This window comes from Bacillus marasmi, from assembly GCF_902168435.1.
In the GTDB taxonomy this organism is placed as follows: Bacteria; Bacillota; Bacilli; order Bacillales; family Cytobacillaceae; genus Bacillus_BU; species Bacillus_BU marasmi.
Genome location: NZ_LR656185.1, coordinates 1 through 22,072, shown reverse-complemented (window position 1 = coordinate 22,072; position 22,072 = coordinate 1). Strand labels below are relative to the sequence as shown.

The window sequence follows — 22,072 nt, the reverse complement described above, 5'->3', positions numbered from 1 at the left end:
AGGAAGTAAAACGTGAGTAAGAAGAGATCAAATTTACAGATTGCTCAAGAACAAGCTGAATCTACCATCAAAAGGACAAATGATAAAATAGAGGAGCTTGGAAAATATACTAGCAATCTTTATACTGCATTAAACGATATTCAGGAGCTATTTGATAAAATTAGAAACGTGCCAAGTCAGAAACATTTGGAATATAAAAAACTAAAAGAAGTTCGTTTGAATTGGAAACAACAGGTTGAAACAATCCAGTCAGATTATAAAAATGCTGTCGCCAAGAATGCTGGAAAAGGTGTAACAGGTGTTGGCGCAGGTGTTGCAGTAGTCGCCCTTGGTCCTACTGCAGCAATGGGAATAGCTACAACTTTCGGTCTTGCATCAACAGGTACGGCTATATCCACTTTGAGTGGTGCTGCAGCCACTAATGCTGCATTAGCGTGGTTAGGTGGTGGAGCACTTGCCGCAGGTGGTGGCGGTATGGCAGCCGGAAATGCTTTCTTAGCACTTGCTGGACCTGTTGGTTGGGCAATTGCAGGCATTGCACTTTTGGGTAGTGGACTTCTTTTTTGGAAGACTAAAAGCGATCAGAATCGACTTGAAAACATTTTTACATTGATAAGTAAGCGAGATAAAAAATCATATGAACTTGCAATTGTCGAGCTTAATGAACGCATATCTCGTATAAAGGACGAAAGTGTTAAACTCAACGATGCGATTGAAAAGATAGAATCATTTGGAGTGGATTATACTCAAATGACCGAAGCTCAGCAGTATGAATTAGGAGCTTATGTGAATTTGATGTCAGCATCAACACAATTGCTTGTAAATCCGATATTAGGTTTGCAATCAAAATATAATGAAGAAGACTTCAGCAAATTTATTTCTGAAGGTAACGGAAAAGCTAATGAAGGTTTATGTTCCTCACATAAAGATTTGATAATCGCATTATCAAATCTTTTATATAAAATTAAATTAGATGATAAGGATAAAAAAATTTTGTGGAAGTCATTTAAAAAGAACAAGAAGTTCTTATCATCAATGAATATCTCGAAGAATGAGTTTGATGATAAAATTCTTGATATAGTTTGCGAGGCTCTTTATTTTAGACTCTGTTAAACATTAATGTTGAGATCCAGCAAAAAAGCGAACATTTGTGCCTCCATTAGAGTGTGAAACTCTAATGGAGGCAGCGGAATAATTATGAAGCTTATTGATATGCTCTACTCAATATATTGTCGATAATATTTCATCTACATAATGATGGAAGTAACCCAAATATGAAGTGGTTTGATGCGTAGTACAACGATACTCTGCAATAGAAAATTATCTTCAACAATAGGGCACTATTTTTTAATATTTAAACTTACCCCTGTTTATTCAACAGGGGTTGTGTTATTATTCCTTCTATTTTCTAAGTAGATTTGGATATTAATAATCCCTGTTAGAATGATCCCCATCCATAACAAATATTCAGGTAATGTCATTCCTACGTCGATACTAGTAGCCCAAAGGTTGTTAATTATCGCTGGGCTATACAAAATGATTACTCCAAGGATAAATAACCAAGTGAAGCTTACGTTAATGTATTTTTTAGGTATCCCAATAAGAGCGAATAGGGATCCAAGAATTGCTAAGATAACACGTCCGCCATCCAATACTGGAATAGGAATCATATTAAATAATGCAACCATAATGCTTAAAACGGCAAAACCTAGCCAAAATTCTTGAGCAATGTTTGCTATAGAGATATATACGCCAATGGTATTTTCTAAATCATGCTCTGGAGTGATGATATCCGAAAACTTCAGATTGGCAATGAATGAGTAAAACATCGGTATTAAAGAAACAAACTTATTATAAACAATAACAAAGGAATCATATATGGATTGACCTTGTTGGATAAAGAAAACGGTCATGCCAATAAAAAAGCAGACAATATTAATAAATATTCCAGCTAAATAAAAAATACATTGTTTAATAAGAGGAAGTTCTTGTTCCTTTGATGAATCTGATTTTACATATCCCATTATTGGAATAGTATTAAATTGAAAATTAGTATCTAAAAATTTAAAGCTTAATAGTTTAGGACCGACTCCAACAGAAAAGGTAGATACTGAGACATTAAATAATCGTGCTGCTAGGTAGTGCCCCATTTCATGGAGAGTCACAACTAAAAAAAGTGTAAAAATTAGTTTTAAAATTAATATGAACTCCACAAATGTTAGGGGTGGAGAATTCAAAAGGTAACTTGCTAATGCCCCTAAAAATATCCCATAAAGAGAAAGCTGTAATACTTTATCTATATCGTTTGCTTTGTAATTTCTGCCTATTACTACTTTTATCATTAATATAACAGCACTGATTACCATTCCAATTGAAGCTAAAGAAATCACAGCAACCATCAGAAAGTACATCTAATCACCTCCAATTTAACCATATTAAATATATGTCCGAGCTAAGGTACTTATGAACTACAATAAGGAAAAAATTGTTAAGGTAAGCGTTGTTTAGGGCATCCTATTAAGGTGAATTTTTTCATTGACGGGTGGCGGTTAAATAATGGGAAGAAAAAGAGGTAATAGGTTTAACAGGAGATTTAGAATAGAAGGAGTATTAATTTTAATTGCGACCCTTTCGATTATTTTGGTTGGACTAATAGTATCATTAAATCAGGCAATCTGGAGATTTCTGTCCTTTTTTCGGGGCTTAAATCTCGTAGAGTGGGGGTATACCATTCTTTTTTGTGCTTTTTTATTTTTCTTATATTACTTATCAAGGGTAAGGGAGAAGCAAGAGTTAGCCCGAAAAAAGGTCCATTTAAAAAATATGGAAGAACTTAATCGATTGGGGCAAATTGAAAGAATAAAAGCGCAGAATCAGCTAGATCAACTTAAAAAGATGGATCCTTTTGAATTTGAAAAGTTTGTAAAAGGGTTGTATGAAATGATGGGATACAAAGCGATACTTACGTCCAAAACCGGCGATGGTGGAAAAGATATCATATTAAAAAAGGAATCCGACACATTACTTGTTGAATGTAAGCGATATAATTCGAAAAAAGTAACCCGCCCTGAAATCCAAAAATTCCATAGTGCATTAATTGATATGAAAGCGAAAAAGGGCTTCTTTGTTACCACTGGTGAATTCACCAAAACAGCTATTGAATATTCAAAAGATAAAAAAATCGAATTGATAAATGGCAATAGTTTATTGAGTCTTTTGCAAGAGGCGACCTCCAATAGTAATATTGGCGTTAGCATTGAGGAGCGAAATTTCAATGCAAAGACTGAAGAAGGTTTACTATAATAATGAACGACTACACAACCATTTGTGCGAGAAAAGAATGAGAGCAAAATATATTTGCTCTCATAATTTTTTAATTACTCCACGCATTAATTTTCCGAATTTATCAGAAGCCTCTGTTTTCATTACTTTTGTCACATGAAGATAAATTTTTCTTGTTGTTTTTTCATCACTATGGCCTAATCGCTCCATAATCTCTTCAATATCAACTCCAGCTTCGGCAAGCAGGGAAGTATGTGTGTGGCGAAGAGCGTGAGGATTATATTTTTTTGACTGAAACTCTAAGAATTTTAATAGCCTGGTCATCCTAGTTCGAACAAGTTTTGTTAAAATTGGATACCCGGGATGACGGTTAAAGTTTGCAAATATAAAACCTTTGTCATAATATGATTTGCCAAATAGTTTAATGAATTTCTCTTGTTGTAATTTGTGTTTTCTAAGTGCTTCAATCACAATTTCATCTACAAAGATTTTACGTTTTGATGAAATTGTTTTAGGAGCAACTAACAAATAGTCTTTTGTGTTGTTTTTATCATTGTTGTACGTTTTAGTAATACTAATTGTTCGTTGATTAAAATCAATATCTTTCCACTTGAGTACCACCAACTCACCTACACGCATCCCTGTATAAGCTAACGTAATAAAGATAGGTTCATCCATATAAAGCCCTTTTTCATTAACGATATCTAGAAATTGTGCGAGTTCCTCTTTTTCAAAGTATTTTGGAAGTTCATCTTCAACTGTGCATTCATCTTCTTCAGACTCAATAATGGCCTTATTGTCTTTTGGGATATAAGCAAATTCAGTCGGATTAACTTTAAGCATTCGTTTGCTGAGTGCAAATTTGAAAATCATCTTTCCAGTCACGTGGAAACCTTCCATTGTACTTTTGGAAAGACCCTGTTGTTTTAAATCATTTAATGCTGCTTGATACATATCATCTGTAATAACCTTCAGTTTTAGGTGAGCAAAGTAGGGTAAAAGCTTATTAATGCTATATTGTCTAAGACGAATCGTTCCAGGTTTGCACCCAGTTCTTTCACTGTATGTTTTGAGCCACTCTTGAGCAAAATCCTTAAATAGAATATTCGATTCTTTAATATAAGAACCTTGTTTTATTTCGTTAAGTAGAGCTGCTGCAGCTAACTGAGCTTCTTCCTTAGTTTTAAATCTTCCCCTTGTTGCCTGTTTCCTTCTTCCGTTCTTAGGATTCCGTCCAATGTCAATGGTGTAACTCCAGGTCTTACCACAGGTACAGTTATCAATAGGGCAAGTGCAACCTCTCTTCTTATAATGACCTTTCAAGTTAAATAACCTCCTGAATGGATTAAAATTTTTAGGAATAATTAGTTTAAATTGTTGTCCTTTGCTTTTAACTCTTTAATCCATAGTTCAAAATCATTTTTATCAACTCTTTTGGAGGTCCCAATCTGAAATGAAGGAATTCCTCCATGACTCACTTGAACTTGAAATAACTCATAAACTCTTCTTCGGGAAATCCCTAAAAACTCAGAAATGTGTTGTGCTGTCAAAACGCAAGGGAGTGACTCCCAAGTAGTGTGTTTTTTTGAATTTTTCATAATTGTTACCTCCAGTTAAATCAAAAAAGAAAAACCCCACAGATATGGAAAGAAAGACAGACTGCATCCATAGAATAAAGATTATAAGTTTTATACAAATAATCTTTTAGTCTTGGATTGGCAGGTCCTTCCTGTCCAAATCTGTGGGGTTTACCCAACTATGACTGTATTTTTTATTGAATTTTGATTATGTTACAAAATATATATTGTAATATGTTGAATTGTCAAGCAGAAATTCGCGATCGAAAAAAACTAGAAAAGATAAGAAATTTAGATGACCACATTTTTTAACAACAATTCTATCTTATTAATCCTTCGTGTTTGACAGGAAAATGTGGGTTATAGTAATGTTTAGTTAATAGCAATAAGTTATTTATGTTTAAAAAATTAATTCATTTAAAAATCGAATAAATCTATTTTTTCATTTTAATAGATCTAGAGCAGAAGCACTGTCTCTATATCTATAGAAGTACACAATACGTGTGTCTTCTATAGATATAAGGGCAGTGCTTTTTTTGTTCTATACAAGTAGAAAAAGTGATTTTTGAAAAAAAATCAAGAAAGGGAATTTCTTTATGCAAAACCAAGATTCTATTCAGTTATCCTTATTCGATTCTCATTTCGATGAATCTAATCAAATGAACAGCAAAGATGAACTGTTTTCGCAAAAAGATTTAATTTGTTCTGAAAAAGTGAATGCCTCTTCTCAATATGAAATTCTTGAATGGAATGGCTGCGATAAGGAAGAGATGCAATCAATCCAAGAAGAAATAGAGACAATTTCTGAATTTGATGGAATAAGCAGTGTTGAAGAGCTGTTGAACAAGTATATTTTTGGAACTGGAATAGAGAACAAAAGTGCATGGTCCGGGAGTTATCTGACTAAAAGTTCGCAGGAACTCGGTATAAAATCTAATATGCTTGCTCATAATGGAGATAAATTTTCAAAGGAAGAGTTGATCTCCATTATGGAAAGCTTATTTAATACCTCTCATCAAAAGAACATGATTCCTTTAGGAGAGGAAGGATTAAAGCAGTGGTTCATTGACAATATGATCAGTAAGCTAGAGGCCAAACCGATTCGACAGTTTTTAGTAAAGCGGTCGAAACTGCTCAATTATAAATCAGTGTTTTTGCTCATTTTACGATTTACCGAATTTGAGTCATTAGTCAGTAAGGCAACACGAAAAAAACCATTCGATCTTGTGCGAGAAGACTTTCTAAATCAGGAACTATATGACGAGGTAATCACGAGCCAGTTTTATTATCAAAACTTTGCTTTGTTTTATAAACAGATGAATCCCTTTACAGAATCGTCTTTAACGTATACACCCAAAGAACGGAAAGAGGTGGCATTACCACCGGGCGTGCAATCCTTTCTGACTTATAAAATGAGGCAAGGAACGAAACCAGACCGCTTAAATAAGTTTCGATATGAACTGCATCGGTACTTACGTTGGTCCTGCAATGTTTTAAATGTCTTTAGTTCCTATCCAATTGATAAAGTACCCATTACATTGTTTACACAAGAACACCTAAAGACATATAAAACCTTTCTCATCAAAGGAGTACAAAGTGGCCGGTTTGCAGAAAATGGTTCTATGAAACATTTTAAAAATATCAAAACATTTTTTAGAACCCTCTATCATATGGGGTTTATTAAAAACGATATCACTAGAGGCATACGGAATATTGAAGGTGATGATTATCAATCTCGTTACATGCCAACGGATAAGGAAATAGAAGCGTTCTTTACCGCCGTAGAACAATATTCTGATACGCCACAACTAGATAAACTAGCATTCGGCTTTATGCTCTATCTTGGATTTCGCTCATGTGAACTAGCAAAATTACGATGGGAAAACATCAATTGGAGCATTAAGGATGTAAAGTTTACAGCCAAGGGAGGAAAGGTACACTCATTACCAATACCTTCACCCCTTATGAATCACTTACAGGAGATGGAAAAACAAGTGGACGGGTTAGTGTTTGGTATGAAGGATAAACAACTAAGAGCCTTATTGTCTTTAAAGTATCGAATATTCACCTTGATAGCAGAATGGAAAGAGGCGAGTGGCCCCCATCAGTTACGCCACGTTTATATCACGCGTTTAACTGAGAAGGACGTAACACCTAAAACACTTAAACGTTTGGCTCGACACGACGATCTAGCCACAACTTCCCTCTATATCCATCGATCGGACGGGGAAGTTGAAGATAAAGCAAAACAGATTTCGTTTCCGTGGGAGGTGAATTAAAGTGGCACTTGAAAGTGAGGACCATTCTCAATTTAACATCAAAGGTGAAGTACAAGCACTTTTAGAAAAATATGGGCAGGTTCAAGTGGAAAAAGAACTTGGATCCATAGGACTTCTTTTAACGGAACAAAAGAACCCTATCAATAAGGAGATAACGTTGTTGGAGGCAGCACATCACTTTTTAGATGATGAATTTTCAACCTACCAAAATGTTTCCCCTTCTACACAGTCATCCTATAAAAGTGAAATGAGAAGTTTTTGTAAGTATTTTAAAGTAAATATTGATACTGATATATCAACGGATGTTTTGTTAAAAGAGGTATTAACCCCTGAAAAGTTAGAGGAATATATCCAACAGCCAAATTTAGCAGAGTCGACTCGAAGAAAAAAGGCAGCATTTTTAAGGACCTTTATTGATTCAGTAGCAAGAGATCTGCTAAGCGAAAAAAAAATCAATCAATTAAATAAAAGGGCACTACACCTGGATGACCCAGATCCACAGCCTCCACGAGCCTTTACTGCAGAACAAATTGATTATTTACTAAATTTGTCCCGCTTAACACGATGCTCCCTTCGAAACTATACGATACTTTGGACACTCGTGGGAACAGGGATTCGAGTGGACGAGTTGCATTTTCAAATTGGTGATGTGAATCTTGAAAAAGGTTGGATAAAAGTAAAAGCGAAAGGACGGAAAGAACGAGGAAAAGTGAAAAGGTTCATGACAAAAGGGGCCATTAAGGCAATTAAATACTATATTATTTTCACTTACTCTCACTTAAAGAGCGTTTTAAGTGAGACGGACTACAAGCGTCTTTACGTTTTTTCAGATGACAATGGACGAAACACCCTGTCTAATCGGGCTATTCAAAAAATGGTCAGGGGATTGATTGATAGAGCTATTGAGGATAACGTGATTCAGGATAAAGTGTGGGACAGTGATCGTGGAGCAGAGGTTCAAGTGAACTATTCGACCCATTCTTTCCGGCACTCGTTTGCGATTTATGCACTTGAGAGCGGGATGGATATTTATATTGTCAAGGAACTTTTGGGACACAAATCTATTGAATCCACAGAGGTTTATTTAAATTTATTTGATGAACAGTACCAAAATGCGATGGATAAACACCCATTTGCACAGCTAGAAATCGAGCAATTAAAACACTTGGGAGTTGATGTTTAATGGATGGGATTCTCTTTTCGTCTTTTTACTTTCAAAAGTGGAAGGAATTAAATAGATTAAAACCCAATACTGTTCAATCGTATATTAGCCGTTTAAAATTTTTTGAGGACTATTTAGGATTAGTGGGATGGGAGGGAGAGCTTGACTTTGACAAGTTTTATTACAGCAAGATCCATGATAAGTATGCCCCGATAGACCTCGATTTTATGGATGGATATATTGAGTATCTTCGCGACAATAAAACCAGATCAATAGCAAAATGTAGTTTTATAGCCTTAAAAAGCTTTATGGATCTATTAGTGGATTATGATTTGATAGAATTTAATCCACTGAGACATTATAAGAATCCATTTTATTACGAATCGTTTCGAAACCGTGCGTTAAGCGAAGAAGAGTGTTTAAACCTTCTAAAGGCAGCCTATGAACTGGATCCTTTTTTTCAACAATACTACTTAATTCTTTTGCTTCAAACCACTTGTGGATTAAGAGCAACGGAATTATGTAGGCTTACTGTTTCTCAAATAGATTTTGAACATAATGTCATTGTCATTGATAATGGGCGGAAAACCAAAATTGGTACGGTTCGAATGACAGATGCCCTACAAAAGAAGCTTAGGGAGTATATGAATCATCCTTTTTTTATAGCTTGGACAAAGGGGAAAGATAAGGAGTTGTTTTTTTGGAAAAACAAGCCTTTCACTCCGACGGATCTTAATAAGTTGTTGAATAATCTTAGAATGAAGGCAAAAATAACACGGAAAGTAACTAACCACGATTTAAGAGCAACAATGGCCTATCTATTGTATAAAGAGGGAAACGATTATAAGTCAATTCAAAAACAACTTCGGCATAAGAAATTGAAAACTACGCTCGGTTACTTACCTATTCATGTTGAATTAAATGGGTATCTGGATTAGTAAAATCATCGGAGAGGGTTAAGGGCTTTAATGTATATAAAAATATTATCGCTTGTAATTGAAATGGTAATTAAACTTTTTATATAATTTAAATAATTCAATATGTTACCTTATGTAAATGCATTGTGGCTAGAAGGACTAGGGCGATGGATTAGTGATTTCACTATCCGTCTGCCCTTTTTTATTTGCCAAATTGTGCTTGTATAGGATATGAAAGGAGTGATTCACGTAAAATAAATAAATTTTTAAGGAGTTAGAAGCAATCACAAGTTTACAAGTTAAACGGTAATAGAACTAAAAGGTAAGTAATACAAAAAAACAAACAAGTATGGGTAATGACTGGGTATCTTACCTACTTGAATTCGGAGGTTATGGTAATGGCTAAAAAAGTAATAATCGAAACTGGAAAGCAAGAAAGATATGCAGTGATTTTTGATGAGAGAAAAGACCCTCGAACTGGTAGGCTCCATATTAAGCAAATGATGTTTAACTCTAGTGAAGAAGCTGATGTATTTCTTGAAGAACTAGGAAGTGTTAAAGAAGATGTGCGAAATCAAATGACATTGGATCAAAAGGTTGAGGAAGAAAATACTCAAATCCCTTTCAATCAATTTGCCAAAGAGTGGTTTTACGGTGAACAGTCTCAATTGGTTACAGAACAGACTTTCAAAGTAAGACAAGCATTATTAGATAAGCATATTGCGCCTTACTTTGGAGATATGTACCTCTATGAAATTACTGAAAAGGATGTCATTGGACTATTTACTGAGAAAATGAGTGAAGGCTACTCAGAAGGCTTAATCAATGGTATCAAGAATTTTTTAGCCACCCTATTTCGTTCAGCTGTTAAAAAAGGGTTTCTTAATAAAAACCCTATGAGTTCTATTAAGAAGATAAAAGTTCCGAATCGTAATCCAATCATTTTAAGTGATTCAGAGATAATAAGGTTGCTAGAAAAAGCAAAAGAAGGAGGTGAAGGAAAGATGTACGAATTTACACTATCTACTGGACTACGACTAGCAGAATTATTGGCACTTACTTGGAGAGATATTGATTTTGACCAAAAGACGATAAATGTTAAAAATATTGTTCTTTTCGGTGGGGATGGCAACCACAACATCATCAAAATGAATAGTGGATATCGAAGGGTAAATATGCCGGAGTCTTTATTACCTATGTTGCAAGAACACAAAAATGAACAAAAGTTGAGGAAGGAGGACCTTGGTGATGGGTATCATAACGAGCTTGACCTTGTTTTTCCAAATAAAGATGGAGGAATCCAAAAGCCATCAACCGTTTGTGCTAGATTTAATCGGCTAGTTGATAAAGCAAATATTCGCAGAATTTCATTTCATGATTTAAGGAAAACATATGCTGCCTTGCTTATTAAATCAGGTGTTTCACCTGATCTAGTAATGTATCAGTTGGGTTATAAGAATATTGAAGCGGCCATTAACTTTTTAGGACCTCAATTTCTGGACCCAAAAATCTTAATTCATGCCTTTGGAAATGATGAGAAAAATAACGATTAGTCTGTGATCAAGGTTATTGGTTTTTAATACTTAACAAAAGGAGATGCAAATGCGTCTCCTTATTTGCAATTATTAGATTAATTGCTTGTAGTGGTATTCCAGTTTGCTGAATTGGAGGTACATAAAAATAGGCTATTAACTGATATTGTGGTCTCTTGAAAGAGGGTATTAGTAAATTCCTATTAATAAATGTTCTAGGGTAGCTATGTAGATTTAGAAATTATCTGTCCAGAACAAAGATAATGCAAAAAGGGTTATCAAAAAGAAATGGTAAGTGTGGTTTTGATTAATAGGATAATGGAAATAGGTTGTTAATAATATCATTTCATTAAGGTTGTTAATATCTGTATAATTGAATTTGGAGTTATTGTTTTTAAGGAGGAATATTAATTGATTACTGGTGAAATTAGAAATAAAGTTGATAAAATATGGGAAACGTTTTGGACTGGTGGAATTACGAACCCATTAACAGTGATAGAACAATTTACATATCTATTATTTATAAAAGGATTAGATGAAACAGAAACAACGAAAGAGCAGGAAGCTGAATTTCTTGGAATGGAACATCAGGGCTTGTTTCCTAAAGATAAGCAGCATTTACGTTGGAGTAAGTTTAAACAACTTGGTTCAGCTGAGGAAATGTATGAAGTTGTATCCAAAGAAGTATTTCCTTTTATTAAGAACATACATGGTAAAGAGGATTCAGCATACTCCAAATATATGGGTGATGCGATGTTTATGATACCGACTGCCAATATGCTTTCAAAGATTATTGATGGGATTGATAACATCCCAATGAAAGACCGTGATACAAAAGGAGATTTATATGAGTACTTGCTATCAAAAGTAGCTACTTCAGGGACAAATGGCCAGTTCCGAACGCCACGCCATATTATTGATATGATGGTGGAACTCATGAAACCAACTCCTGAAGATGTCATCATTGATCCAGCTATGGGTTCAGCTGGTTTCCTTGTGTCTGCATCAGAGTATTTACGTAAAAACCATAGTGATTTGTTCTTAGTTCAAAGTTTAAAAGAGCATTATAACAACACAATGTTTTACGGAAATGATATGGACAGAACGATGTTACGTATTGGAGCAATGAACATGATGCTTCACGGTATTGACAATCCGAATATCGATTACCGTGATTCTCTTGCAGAAGTAAATAAAGATAAAGATCAATACACGTTAGTACTTGCCAATCCTCCGTTTAAAGGTTCATTAGATGAAGAAGGAGTTTCAAACGAGTTATTAAAAATAACCAAAACAAAGAAAACAGAATTGCTTTTCTTAGCTCTATTCATCCGTATTCTTAAAGCTGGTGGACGAGCGGCTGTTATTGTTCCAGATGGTGTTCTATTTGGAAGTTCAAAAGCACATAAACAAATCAGAAAAGAGATAATTGAGACCCATAAACTTGAAGCTATTATTTCTATGCCCAGTGGCGTATTTAAACCCTACGCAGGTGTTTCTACTGCAATCATGATTTTTACAAAAACAGGTGCAGGTGGTACAGATCTTGTGTGGTTCTACAACATGAAAGCAGATGGATACTCTCTTGATGATAAACGAATTCCAGTAGAACAAAATGATATTCCTGATATCATTACTCGATTTAAAGATTTAAAAGTTGAAAAAGAAAGAAAACGTACAGAACAATCCTTCTTTGTAACAGTTGATGAGTTACGTGAAAATGACTATGACTTGTCAATTAACAAGTATAAAGAAATTGAGTATGAGGAAGTGGAGTATGAGAGTCCCCAAAAAATACTCGATAGGATAGAATTTTTAGAAAAAGAGATATTAGAAGGTATTAATGACTTAAGGGTGCTTATTAAATGAGAATGAAAAATTCAATCAGTACAATTTTACTACAAGAGGCAATTGAACTAATTTCAGGACGGGATCTTCAGAAGTCGCAGTACAATGCAGAAGAAAAAGGTATACCATATATTATGGGGGCTAGCAATATAAATAATGGAAGGTTTATTATCGAAAGATGGACAGATACCCCAACAGTTATAGGTAAGAAAGGGGATATAATTCTATCTGTAAAAGGAACCGTCGGTGAGTTTTTCATATTAGAAGAAGAAGCTCATTTAAGCAGGCAAGTTATGGCGTTGAGGGTAAAAAATGGATATTTAAATGAGTACATTAAATACTTTTTAGCATTTTATATAGAAAAGCTAAAAGAAAAAGCAAAAGGAATGATTCCCGGAATTACAAGGGAAGATATACTACTTGCTCAAATACCTAATTTCGGACTAGAAATGCAGGAAAAAATAATTAACGTACTTAAATTATCAGAATCTATCATTAACAAACGCAAAGCCCAAATTGAAGAATTAGACCAATTAACGCAAAGTGTGTTTTGGGAGATGTTTGGGGATCCGTTAACAAATGACAAAGATTTCCCTTCTAAATCTCTTGGTGATATTGCCACAGTAGGGTCTAGTAAAAGAGTTTTTGTTGAAGAATTAGTGGGTGAGGGAGTTCCTTTTTATAGAGGAACTGAAATTGGGTCTTTAGCGTTAGGAGAAGATATTTCACCAACTCTCTTTATAACTAAAGAACATTATAGAAATTTATCACAATCTAGTGGAATTCCTAAGGTTGGGGATTTGTTAATGCCCTCAATATGTCCAGATGGTAGGATTTGGAGAGTGCGAGATAACACTCCTTTTTATTTCAAAGATGGTCGAGTACTGTGGATCCATTTTACCATTAATGATATTAACACAATATATATTCAATATGCTTTAAAGGATAAACTAATTAGAGATTATTTAAATATAGCTTCTGGTACCACATTTGCCGAATTGAAGATATTTTCATTAAAAAAAGTTAAATTAATGATTCCACCTTTAGATTTACAAAATAAATTCTCTTTACATGTAGATAAAGTTCAAGAAAAAATGACATTCTTAAAAAAGAATTTAATTGAAATGCAAAATCTTTATAATTCTTTGCAGCAACGTGCCTTCAAAGGAGAATTATTCACCCAAGAAAAACTCCCGAATGCCTAAATAAAGGAGGGAAAATCTTGACGACAAACTTTGGTTTTCTTAAAGAAAAAACTCAATATATAAACTTTACAAGTGCTTGTTTAGAAGCGGAAAAGGCTCTAATTGTGAGTCCAGCGACGTGTGCGATTTTGGCACGTCGCGCGCTTGAGCTTGCTGTAAAATGGCTTTATAGTTCAGACAGTGAATTAAAAGTCCCTTATCAAGATAATTTATCAAGTTTAATTCATGATTCTAATTTTCTAGCTATTATAGATGAAGATTTTCTCCCGTTGTTAAAGTATATCGTTAAGCTAGGAAATGTTTCGGTTCATTCTAATGCGAATATTGGTCGTGATGAAGCGATTCTTTCTTTACATAACCTCCATCAGTTTGTAGCCTGGATTGATTATTGTTATTCGGATGAATACACGGCAAAAGAATTTGATGAGTCATTGCTACAACAAGGTGAAGAAAAGCGAGTTCGACCGAAAGAATTACAAGATTTATACGAGCAATTAAGCTCAAAAGACCGACGTTTAGAAGAAATGATGAAGGAAAACGAAGAGCTGCGTAAAGCAAATACAGCGAAACGTGAATCAAATACGGAACAATATGAATTTCAAGTTGATGAACTAAACGAATTTGAAACGAGACAAAAATATATTGACCTTGATTTGAAACTTGCTGGATGGGAATTTGGTAAAGATGTTGTGAGAGAGTATGAAGTGACAGGGATGCCTAATAATCAGGGCATTGGTTTTGTTGATTATGTACTCTTTGGGGATAATGGAAAGCCTCTTGCTGTTATCGAAGCAAAACGCACATCAAAAGATCCTAATGCTGGTAAGCAACAAGCAAAACTATATGCAGATTGCATTGAACAAATGCATGGCCAACGTCCCGTTATTTTTTATACAAACGGCTTTGAAACTTATATTTGGCATCAACCCTACCCACCGAGAAAAGTATCTGGATTTTACAATAAAGCGGATTTAAAACTAGTTATCGATCGTCTCACGATGAAACGTAAATTTGAAAATATCGAGATAAACGATGATATTACGAATCGCTATTATCAAAAAGAATCCATTCTAGCAGTTTGTGATGCTCTAGAAAACAACCAACGTAAAATGTTATTAGTTATGGCTACTGGTAGTGGGAAAACAAGGGTTGCAATCTCGATTGTAGATGTTCTTTCTCGTCATAATTGGATTAAGAATGTATTGTTTCTTGCAGACCGCAAAACTCTCCTACTGCAAGCAAAGAAAAATTTTAATAATCTTCTACCAAGCTTATCGTTATGTAATCTGTTGGATAATAAAGATAATCCTGAAGAAAGTCGGATGGTCTTTTCCACTTATCCGACGATGATGAATGCAATCGATGATACAAAACGGAAAGATGGAAAAAAACTATTCACGATTGGTCACTTTGATTTAATTATTATTGATGAATCTCATCGTAGTATATACAAAAAATATCGCTCGATTTTCAACTATTTTGATGGTATTTTGCTTGGGCTCACTGCTACACCAAAAGACGAAATTGATAAAAATACTTATGAAGTATTTAATTTAGAAAGTGGTGCGCCAACTTATGCTTATGAGTTGGAGAAGGCCGTAGAAGACGGATATCTTGTTGATTACAGGACAATTGAAACAAAAATGAAGTTCCTGGAAGAAGGTATTCGATATGACGATTTAACAGATGAAGAAAAGGAAATATACGAAGAGACATTTGATGATGAAGTCGGAGAAGATATAGATAGTGGTGCATTAAATGAATGGTTATTTAATGCAGACACAATTGATACCGTTCTCAAGAATTTAATGGAGAATGGCATTCACGTAGAAGGTGGAGATAAGCTCGGTAAAACGATTGTTTTTGCCAAAAACCATCAACATGCTCTTAAAATTGTTGAGCGATTCGATATCTTATTCCCTGAGTATGGTGGTGACTTTGCGAAGGTAATCGATTATAGCATTAACTACTACCAAACACTAATCGAAGACTTTTCTACAAAAGAGAAGATGCCACAAATTGCTGTATCTGTTGATATGTTAGATACAGGTGTCGATATTCCAGAAGCAGTGAATCTAGTTTTTTTCAAAAAGGTACGATCTAAGTCAAAGTTTTGGCAAATGATTGGTCGTGGCACTCGATTATGTCCGGATTTGTTTGGTATAGGACAGGATAAAACACATTTCCTAATATTTGATTATTGCGGGAACTTTGAATTTTTTAGAGAAAACCCAAAAGGAATGGAAGGAAAAGCTACTGAAAGTTTAACAGAAAAGCTATTTAACTCGAAGGTAGAAATTATTAAAGAGCTTCAAGGCATGGATTATCAAACAGATAATTATATTACACATCGTAACGAGCTCATTAATGATGTGTTTGCAGATATAAATGCGTTGGATGATGAAAACTTCCGTGTCCGCCAACATATACAACATGTCCATAAATATAAAAATAAAGCAAATTGGAATTCATTAACGGTAATGAATGTAAATGAAATTAAAGAGCATGTTTCACCAATCATCGTGCCATTTAATGATGACGAATTTGCCAAACGGTTTGATTTAGTCATGTATACGATTGAACTAGCTAAATTACAAACAAAAAATGCTACTAAACCTATTCGCAGCGTTGTTACGACAGCAGAATCTTTATCAAAATTAGGAACAATACCACAAGTAGTTGCACAAAAGCCTATTATTGATAAAGTTTTGATTGAAGAGTTCTGGGAAGGTGCTGACATCTTTGAACTAGAGACTGTCCGTGAAGCACTACGTGACCTTATCAAGTTCATTGAAAAAGAAAAGCAAAAAATTTACTTCACAAACTTCAAAGATGAAGTACTGGAAGTAAAAGAAAACGGACCAATTTTCCATTCAAATGACCTACAGAATTATAAGAAGAAGGTACATCACTACTTACAAGAACACCGAGATCAACTAGCAATCCATAAACTTAGAAATAATAAGCAACTGACTGAGCAAGATTTACGAACATTGGAAACGATCCTTTGGAATGAATTAGGGACTAAAGACGATTACGAAAAGGACTTTGGTGATACCCCGGTCACAAAGCTTGTACGCCAAATTGTTGGATTAGACCCACAGGCAGCAAATGAGGCCTTTTCAGAGTTTTTATCTAACGAGAAGCTTAACATTTATCAAAGTAGGTTTGTAAAACTTATTGTCGATTATGTCGTGAAGAACGGAGTAATGGATAAGAAAGTCTTACAACAAGATCCGTTTAAGTCGGTTGGAAGTATTGTTGAACTGTTTAAAGATAATATGGATGATGCTCGGAAGATTATTGGAATTATTGATGAAATAAATAAGAATTCAATAGAGGTTACTAATACTGGTTCGTAAGTGTTCTTCTATATAATAAAATATCTATGAAATCCTAATAAAGAGGGTAATGATTATTGAATTTATTAAAGTTAAAATTATTAAGTGATTATTCGATATTCTCTAAAGGTGCTGATTTTTATTTTAATAATTCGAAAATCTTAGCTATAGTAGGTGTTAATGGAAGTGGAAAGTCTAAATTTCAAGAAATGATTGTTAATGCTTTTCTAAATTTATATGCAAGATTAAACAATTATAAGATTTATGAGCAATTAGATTTTGAATTAGATTATTTACTTGCACTTACACCTCAAACTTATTCATTAATTGCCAACAAAGATAACGAGAACTTAAAGTATGATGATATTAATGAAATTATTGTAAAAGCTAAGGTTAAGAGTGATGAATTATTTTCATTTAATATTTTTATTAAACTTCGTTCAAGTGAACTAGTTCCTCTGAAAGTAGAAAGAGAGAAGTTAAAGCATTTTCTTCCTAATGCATTAGTTGTTTATTCATCTGGAGAAAATGAAACTATTAGTAATGAGTTATTGAGATATAGGTTTTACAATCAGAATAGATATTTAGATAATATGTATAATCAAATCATTACTGATATAAATAATATGAAATTAGAGTATGTGCATGAAAGTTATCGTGCCTTGTTAATAACTTCTATGTTACTTTTTAATAGTGAGAAAATAAGAAGGTTAAAGGATTTACTTAATTTAGAAAGGATATCGTTCATAAAGGTAGATATAAATTTTTCTTATCGCGGAAAGCAAATTGAGCTGCCAAGTATGGAATCGCTTGAAGTTAGAAAGCTTCTTAGCTTTTCTAATGAAATAGAAGATTCAAAAATGGAAGGTAATTATGATATAATTTTCCAAAATAATTATGAGCGTTTAGAGGACCATTATTTGAATAACCCTACAAATATTTATAGGACTTTCGAATTCTTAGAGAATTTAAATTTATTGAAGATCTCTAAAAAGAAGCGAAAGTTAATAGAACAAGAATTACATTATGCAATTAAGGATATTCATTCCTATTTTTCAACAGAAAAAAAGGTTTTTAGTTTGAGAGATTGTTTAATTACTAAGTCAGATAAATCTATTGTAAGCATATTAGATTTATCTGATGGAGAATTTCAACTCTTACTAATATCGTCTTTATTATTAATACATGATAGTCCAAATACATTATTTATATTAGATGAACCTGATACTCACTTTAATCCTGAATGGAAATCAAAATTCCTTTCTATAATATCAATGATAAAAAGTCAAAACTCACAATGTCTTTTTACTACTCATAACCCTGAAGTTTTAACAGACATTAGAAGTGAAGATATAATATTTATTAAAAATGGAATTGTAGAAACAATTGATATTCATACATTTGGGACAAACCCTAATATTATAGCTAGTAGTATTTTTAATAAGAGTGATACGGTTTCCGAAATTGCTATGCAGGCATATAAAAGATATTTAGGATTAATAGAAAGAGAAGAAGATATACAAAAGCTATTACAGATTGAACAAGAGGTAGCTGAGAATTTTGGAAATTCTGCAGAGAGAATGATGCTTTTGAATAAGATTTATAAAAAGCAAAGGGTCTGATTTATGTGGTTTTTTTATGATATTAACTTTAAAAATGAACATTTAGATTACTATATATCGAGTATGGAAAGTTTTTTTGGCAAAACGTTTAATGGAGAGGATTTTAATCACTCAATTGACTCAGAATTTTTCACTAAATTAAAGCGGACTAATTTAGTTAAAGAGTTTTTAAAAGACTTTCATCAAAAATATAATGAACTTAGTAAACGGGATAAGATTAAAGTCAGAGAAGCATATAGAAGGAATACTGCAATTGAAAATGTATGCTCATCAGTATTTAAGCCGGTTAAATATACCCAGCTCCCCTCTGAGATTGCTAATGACCTAAGAAAAATTTTTAATTATTTATATGATGATTTCCCTAGTGTGAAATTTTTTAAAGATACTTTAGGGAGTTTCAAAGATTACTATAATCAATTTTATGAGGGGAACTTTTCCCGATATACATTATGTCCATTTTGTGGGATAAAGCCCATGAAGACGACCTTTGAAAGGCGAAGGGAGCCTTTTGATCATTATCTTCTTAGGAGTCAGTATCCATTTGTCTCGCTTATTAGGAATAATTTAGTACCAATGTGTCATGATTGTAATGAAGATTATAAAAAAGAAAAAGATATATCATTAAGGAAAGTATTTTACCCTTTTGAGAAGGGTAATAACGATGTATCTTTAAGTGTTCGTGGAACTAAAGTACATATTAGTAGTGAAAGGTTTAAAAAAGAAATCTTGTCGTGGGATAAAATATTTGAAGTTAATAGCAGAATTGAAGGTTATATAAAACAAAATAAAGCTGCAATTATGTCAAACTACACAGAGTTACAATTACATGAGGGCAATGATTTAATGAAAAAATACCTTGAAATTAAACTTCATTCATGTGAAAAGTTTTTGTACTGTGGACATAATTTTATTGAGAAGGCAATTATTTTAGATGAATTCCAATATATATTAAATATTAATCCAGAATCAGCAAAATCAAAATCTTCTTCTTCTCATGAAAACGAAATTGCTATTAGTGAAGCGGGTAGAGATTTTTAGAGCAAATAATAAAAACTTTCATACCATAAGATTCTAGTTCAACAGATGATTGCAATTTCTCTTAATTCTTAACAGCTTTAAACAAAATACACCCAATGACATTTCCCTATTCCAGACTTAATAGTACCAATAAAATTCTGTAAATGTATTTGCACTACTAAATGAGATTAAATTGCAGTTCTTTTAAAGAACACCTAAATGCTAACATTTTGCTAACGCAATCCCATAAAAAACGGTAAATCGACGTTAAAGATATTACAACCAGCAATATCCAAAACGTTGATTTACCGCGTTTCTTGCACCTCTCGTTAACGATATTACACTCTCAAAGCTCACGGGCGGCATGATGTAATAGCCGGCGAAACCCTTGATACATAAGGGTTTATGTCCTTGTTGCTAACAAAATGCTAACATCAGATATACAATAGAGGTTTCTCATTAGTTGAAAAAACTTTTGGGAAGCCTCTTTTTTTCTTGAGTAACAAGAAGGCAGACGGAAATTTAACTTGTTGGAAATAAGATTAAATACAATAAATCACTGAGCTTTCTCATCCTTCCAATGTATGTAAAATAGGTATAACTACTTATTTAGCAGCTATCATAATTCGACATATAATAACCTATATGGAAATTATTGCATGTGAGGAGGGGAAAAAGGATATGATTTTCAGCAATTTTGACGCAACTTTCCTCATATATAAAACATCAATCTGCTAATCTAGCAGATCAAATAAACATGCTAGAACAAGCAAAAAGAGAAATAAAAGGGAACAAAACAATGCCTAGGCAGAGTGGAATACCAATCTAACCCTAAATCTTCAAGCTTATTGGGAAGGAAATCGAGCTATGACATTCGATGAATCCCGTTCTCGTGCACATAGGGAAATGCAACATATTTTTCATTCTGAGTACGATAGATATATTGAAAAGATAGATTCAAAACTTTATATTTTGGAACAGGAAAAATCAGGATTATCCTTTGCCAGTGGCTTAACCCGCGAAGCAGAACGACTTTTGACAAAGGGTGAAGAGGGAACAGAAGACTTGCAACGTAAAATCAAGCAAATCAGGAGGCAATTGTCTTAATGAGTACGATTCAAGTAAAACATGATGAAGTCATGAAACGGTTAACAAAGGTCAAAGAAGCTTTATCTGCTCTGAACCTTCTCAATCCAAACGAACAGTTACTTGGCAATAATAAGCTTGATTTTACTGACCGGTGGACATCAAGGGAGACCACTATTGCGTTTGACATTGCTTCATACATAGAAATTGTCGCGCAAAATATTGAGGATACCCGCTCAAATGTAGATTCTATTAAACAACAAGACGAAGCAATTGCAAACGGTACACCAAAATAAAGAAGGAATTAGAAGAATGTCATATCTAAAAATCTTTGAAGCAAGCACATTGCTTTCGTCTATAACTGAAAGAATCAAAGATTATCAAAACTTACAGAAACAATTGGAAGATTTAAAGGGAGCTTTTCAAGAAATCGTCCAGCTGACTGATTTTAAAGGTAAGACTGCCGATTCAATCAAAGGTTTTTATCGTGCTCAAATAGATGTCGTCAATGCCTGGGAAGATTTTATTGATCAACATCTTTCATTTTTAACTAGTGTTGAAGGTGCCGTCTCAGAACGTAATTTATCTGGAAACACACTGGTTCATGTACCATTTTTAGATGAAACCTTAACGAAAGCAGCACAAAAATCTAACGAGATTGTATCCGACAAGGAAAGAGAACTAAAAAGGATTTTTCGTAACATTGATGATATTATTTCTTTAGATGTATTCTCGAGTGCTGAATTTGACCATCAAATGTACCTAGCTGAGAAAGAGCGAAAGGATACACTTGAGAAGGTTCATGAACTGGACTATGATCTAGTCAATCGATACCAAAATTCCCAACCCGCCGAATCCTATGCGAAAATGCTATTTCAGCAGTTATTACAGTCATCAACGAAAAACGGCAGTATTTCACCGATTCATTTTAATACGAAAGCCTATCACAGCAGCGAAATATATCGGGCGAAAAAGCCTCGGTCAATTAGTAAAGAAGAGTTTGTAAACATCCAGCATAAATTAGCCTACCAAGTTCAAATCATCGATGAGTATGAGGAATATGGTGGGGATTTTTACGTTTTTGACAATGGGCAGATTGTCAGGAAATATACTGCTAGGATTAATGGGAAGTTCGTTACCCAATATGAAATTGTTGAGAAGATCCCCAAAAAAGATCGAACCAGAAATGTGAAAGAGTTAGGTT

At 33.7% G+C, this 22,072-nt stretch carries 17 protein-coding genes; 14 read left to right on the top strand and 3 right to left on the bottom strand.

All coding sequences use genetic code 11. The annotated features are described in order from the left end of the window. Positions 1-12: 12 nt before the first annotated feature. Complete coding sequence (locus tag FXW34_RS20800; protein WP_147535957.1) at positions 13-1,113, top strand: hypothetical protein; 1,101 nt, start codon at positions 13-15, stop codon at positions 1,111-1,113. Between the two features lie 257 nt (positions 1,114-1,370). Here the strand turns inward: FXW34_RS20800 and FXW34_RS20795 are convergent, their stop codons facing one another. Further along, positions 1,371-2,411: a site-2 protease family protein gene (locus FXW34_RS20795; protein WP_147535956.1), complete on the bottom strand. Its 1,041-nt coding sequence runs from the start codon at positions 2,409-2,411 to the stop codon at positions 1,371-1,373. Positions 2,412-2,556: 145 nt separating this feature from the next. Here FXW34_RS20795 and FXW34_RS20790 point away from each other — a divergent pair, with 145 nt between their 5' ends. Then, positions 2,557-3,303 (top strand): restriction endonuclease, encoded by a 747-nt coding sequence (locus FXW34_RS20790; RefSeq protein WP_147535955.1) that lies wholly within the window; start codon positions 2,557-2,559, stop codon positions 3,301-3,303. Between the two features lie 60 nt (positions 3,304-3,363). On the opposite strand, the gene FXW34_RS20785 is transcribed toward FXW34_RS20790, so the two are convergent. Beyond that, entirely contained in the window at positions 3,364-4,605 is a 1,242-nt protein-coding gene (locus FXW34_RS20785) for a tyrosine-type recombinase/integrase (RefSeq protein ID WP_147535954.1), read from the bottom strand. A 41-nt stretch (positions 4,606-4,646) separates the two neighbouring features. Further along, positions 4,647-4,880 carry a helix-turn-helix domain-containing protein gene (locus tag FXW34_RS20780; RefSeq protein WP_147535953.1) on the bottom strand — a complete coding sequence of 78 codons (234 nt, stop codon included), beginning with the start codon at positions 4,878-4,880 and terminating at the stop codon, positions 4,647-4,649. A 575-nt stretch (positions 4,881-5,455) separates the two neighbouring features. On the opposite strand from FXW34_RS20780, the gene FXW34_RS20775 reads away from it, so the two are divergent. The 12 genes from FXW34_RS20775 to FXW34_RS20720 form a co-directional block, all read left to right on the top strand. Further along, positions 5,456-7,138 carry a tyrosine-type recombinase/integrase gene (locus FXW34_RS20775; RefSeq protein ID WP_147535952.1) on the top strand — a complete coding sequence of 561 codons (1,683 nt, stop codon included), beginning with the start codon at positions 5,456-5,458 and terminating at the stop codon, positions 7,136-7,138. Position 7,139: 1 nt separating this feature from the next. After that, positions 7,140-8,321 carry a tyrosine-type recombinase/integrase gene (locus FXW34_RS20770; protein ID WP_147535951.1) on the top strand — a complete coding sequence of 394 codons (1,182 nt, stop codon included), beginning with the start codon at positions 7,140-7,142 and terminating at the stop codon, positions 8,319-8,321. Continuing rightward, positions 8,321-9,238, top strand: a complete 918-nt coding sequence (locus FXW34_RS20765) for a tyrosine-type recombinase/integrase (RefSeq protein WP_147535950.1) — start codon at positions 8,321-8,323, stop codon at positions 9,236-9,238. Before FXW34_RS20770 ends, FXW34_RS20765 begins: the two co-directional genes overlap by 1 nt. Positions 9,239-9,615: 377 nt before the next feature. Further along, a complete protein-coding gene (locus FXW34_RS20760) occupies positions 9,616-10,770 on the top strand; it encodes a tyrosine-type recombinase/integrase (protein ID WP_187119054.1) in 1,155 nt (384 codons plus the stop codon). Positions 10,771-11,160: 390 nt separating this feature from the next. After that, on the top strand, positions 11,161-12,618 hold the full coding sequence (locus FXW34_RS20755) for a type I restriction-modification system subunit M (RefSeq protein ID WP_147535948.1): 1,458 nt from the start codon (positions 11,161-11,163) through the stop codon (positions 12,616-12,618). Further along, positions 12,615-13,802: a restriction endonuclease subunit S gene (locus FXW34_RS20750; RefSeq protein WP_147535947.1), complete on the top strand. Its 1,188-nt coding sequence runs from the start codon at positions 12,615-12,617 to the stop codon at positions 13,800-13,802. Before FXW34_RS20755 ends, FXW34_RS20750 begins: the two co-directional genes overlap by 4 nt. Positions 13,803-13,819: 17 nt before the next feature. After that, positions 13,820-17,164 carry a DEAD/DEAH box helicase family protein gene (locus tag FXW34_RS20745; RefSeq protein WP_425457457.1) on the top strand — a complete coding sequence of 1,115 codons (3,345 nt, stop codon included), beginning with the start codon at positions 13,820-13,822 and terminating at the stop codon, positions 17,162-17,164. Between the two features lie 56 nt (positions 17,165-17,220). Continuing rightward, positions 17,221-18,765 (top strand): AAA family ATPase, encoded by a 1,545-nt coding sequence (locus FXW34_RS20740; protein ID WP_147535945.1) that lies wholly within the window; start codon positions 17,221-17,223, stop codon positions 18,763-18,765. Positions 18,766-18,768: 3 nt separating this feature from the next. Further along, complete coding sequence (locus FXW34_RS20735) at positions 18,769-19,803, top strand: hypothetical protein (protein ID WP_147535944.1); 1,035 nt, start codon at positions 18,769-18,771, stop codon at positions 19,801-19,803. An 846-nt stretch (positions 19,804-20,649) separates the two neighbouring features. After that, the gene (locus FXW34_RS20730; RefSeq protein ID WP_147535943.1) at positions 20,650-20,889 is read left to right on the top strand and encodes a hypothetical protein; all 240 of its coding nucleotides are present in this window, start codon (positions 20,650-20,652) and stop codon (positions 20,887-20,889) included. Next, positions 20,889-21,164 carry a YwqI/YxiC family protein gene (locus FXW34_RS20725; RefSeq protein WP_147535942.1) on the top strand — a complete coding sequence of 92 codons (276 nt, stop codon included), beginning with the start codon at positions 20,889-20,891 and terminating at the stop codon, positions 21,162-21,164. Before FXW34_RS20730 ends, FXW34_RS20725 begins: the two co-directional genes overlap by 1 nt. A gap of 16 nt (positions 21,165-21,180) precedes the next feature. Beyond that, positions 21,181-22,072 (top strand): LXG domain-containing protein (locus tag FXW34_RS20720; protein ID WP_187119053.1); only part of this gene is annotated, 892 nt, incomplete at its 3' end.

What these genes read in the sequence shown, in the direction of transcription:
- FXW34_RS20730 (WP_147535943.1), top strand. Translation starts at nt 20,650, where the DNA reads ATGACATTCGATGAATCCCGTTCTCGTGCACATAGGGAAATGCAACAT.
- FXW34_RS20735 (WP_147535944.1), top strand. Translation starts at nt 18,769, where the DNA reads ATGTGGTTTTTTTATGATATTAACTTTAAAAATGAACATTTAGATTAC.
- FXW34_RS20765 (WP_147535950.1), top strand. Translation starts at nt 8,321, where the DNA reads ATGGATGGGATTCTCTTTTCGTCTTTTTACTTTCAAAAGTGGAAGGAA.
- FXW34_RS20795 (WP_147535956.1), bottom strand. Translation starts at nt 2,411, where the DNA reads ATGTACTTTCTGATGGTTGCTGTGATTTCTTTAGCTTCAATTGGAATG.
- FXW34_RS20780 (WP_147535953.1), bottom strand. Translation starts at nt 4,880, where the DNA reads ATGAAAAATTCAAAAAAACACACTACTTGGGAGTCACTCCCTTGCGTT.
- FXW34_RS20725 (WP_147535942.1), top strand. Translation starts at nt 20,889, where the DNA reads ATGAGTACGATTCAAGTAAAACATGATGAAGTCATGAAACGGTTAACA.
- FXW34_RS20775 (WP_147535952.1), top strand. Translation starts at nt 5,456, where the DNA reads ATGCAAAACCAAGATTCTATTCAGTTATCCTTATTCGATTCTCATTTC.
- FXW34_RS20750 (WP_147535947.1), top strand. Translation starts at nt 12,615, where the DNA reads ATGAGAATGAAAAATTCAATCAGTACAATTTTACTACAAGAGGCAATT.
- FXW34_RS20790 (WP_147535955.1), top strand. Translation starts at nt 2,557, where the DNA reads ATGGGAAGAAAAAGAGGTAATAGGTTTAACAGGAGATTTAGAATAGAA.
- FXW34_RS20760 (WP_187119054.1), top strand. Translation starts at nt 9,616, where the DNA reads ATGGCTAAAAAAGTAATAATCGAAACTGGAAAGCAAGAAAGATATGCA.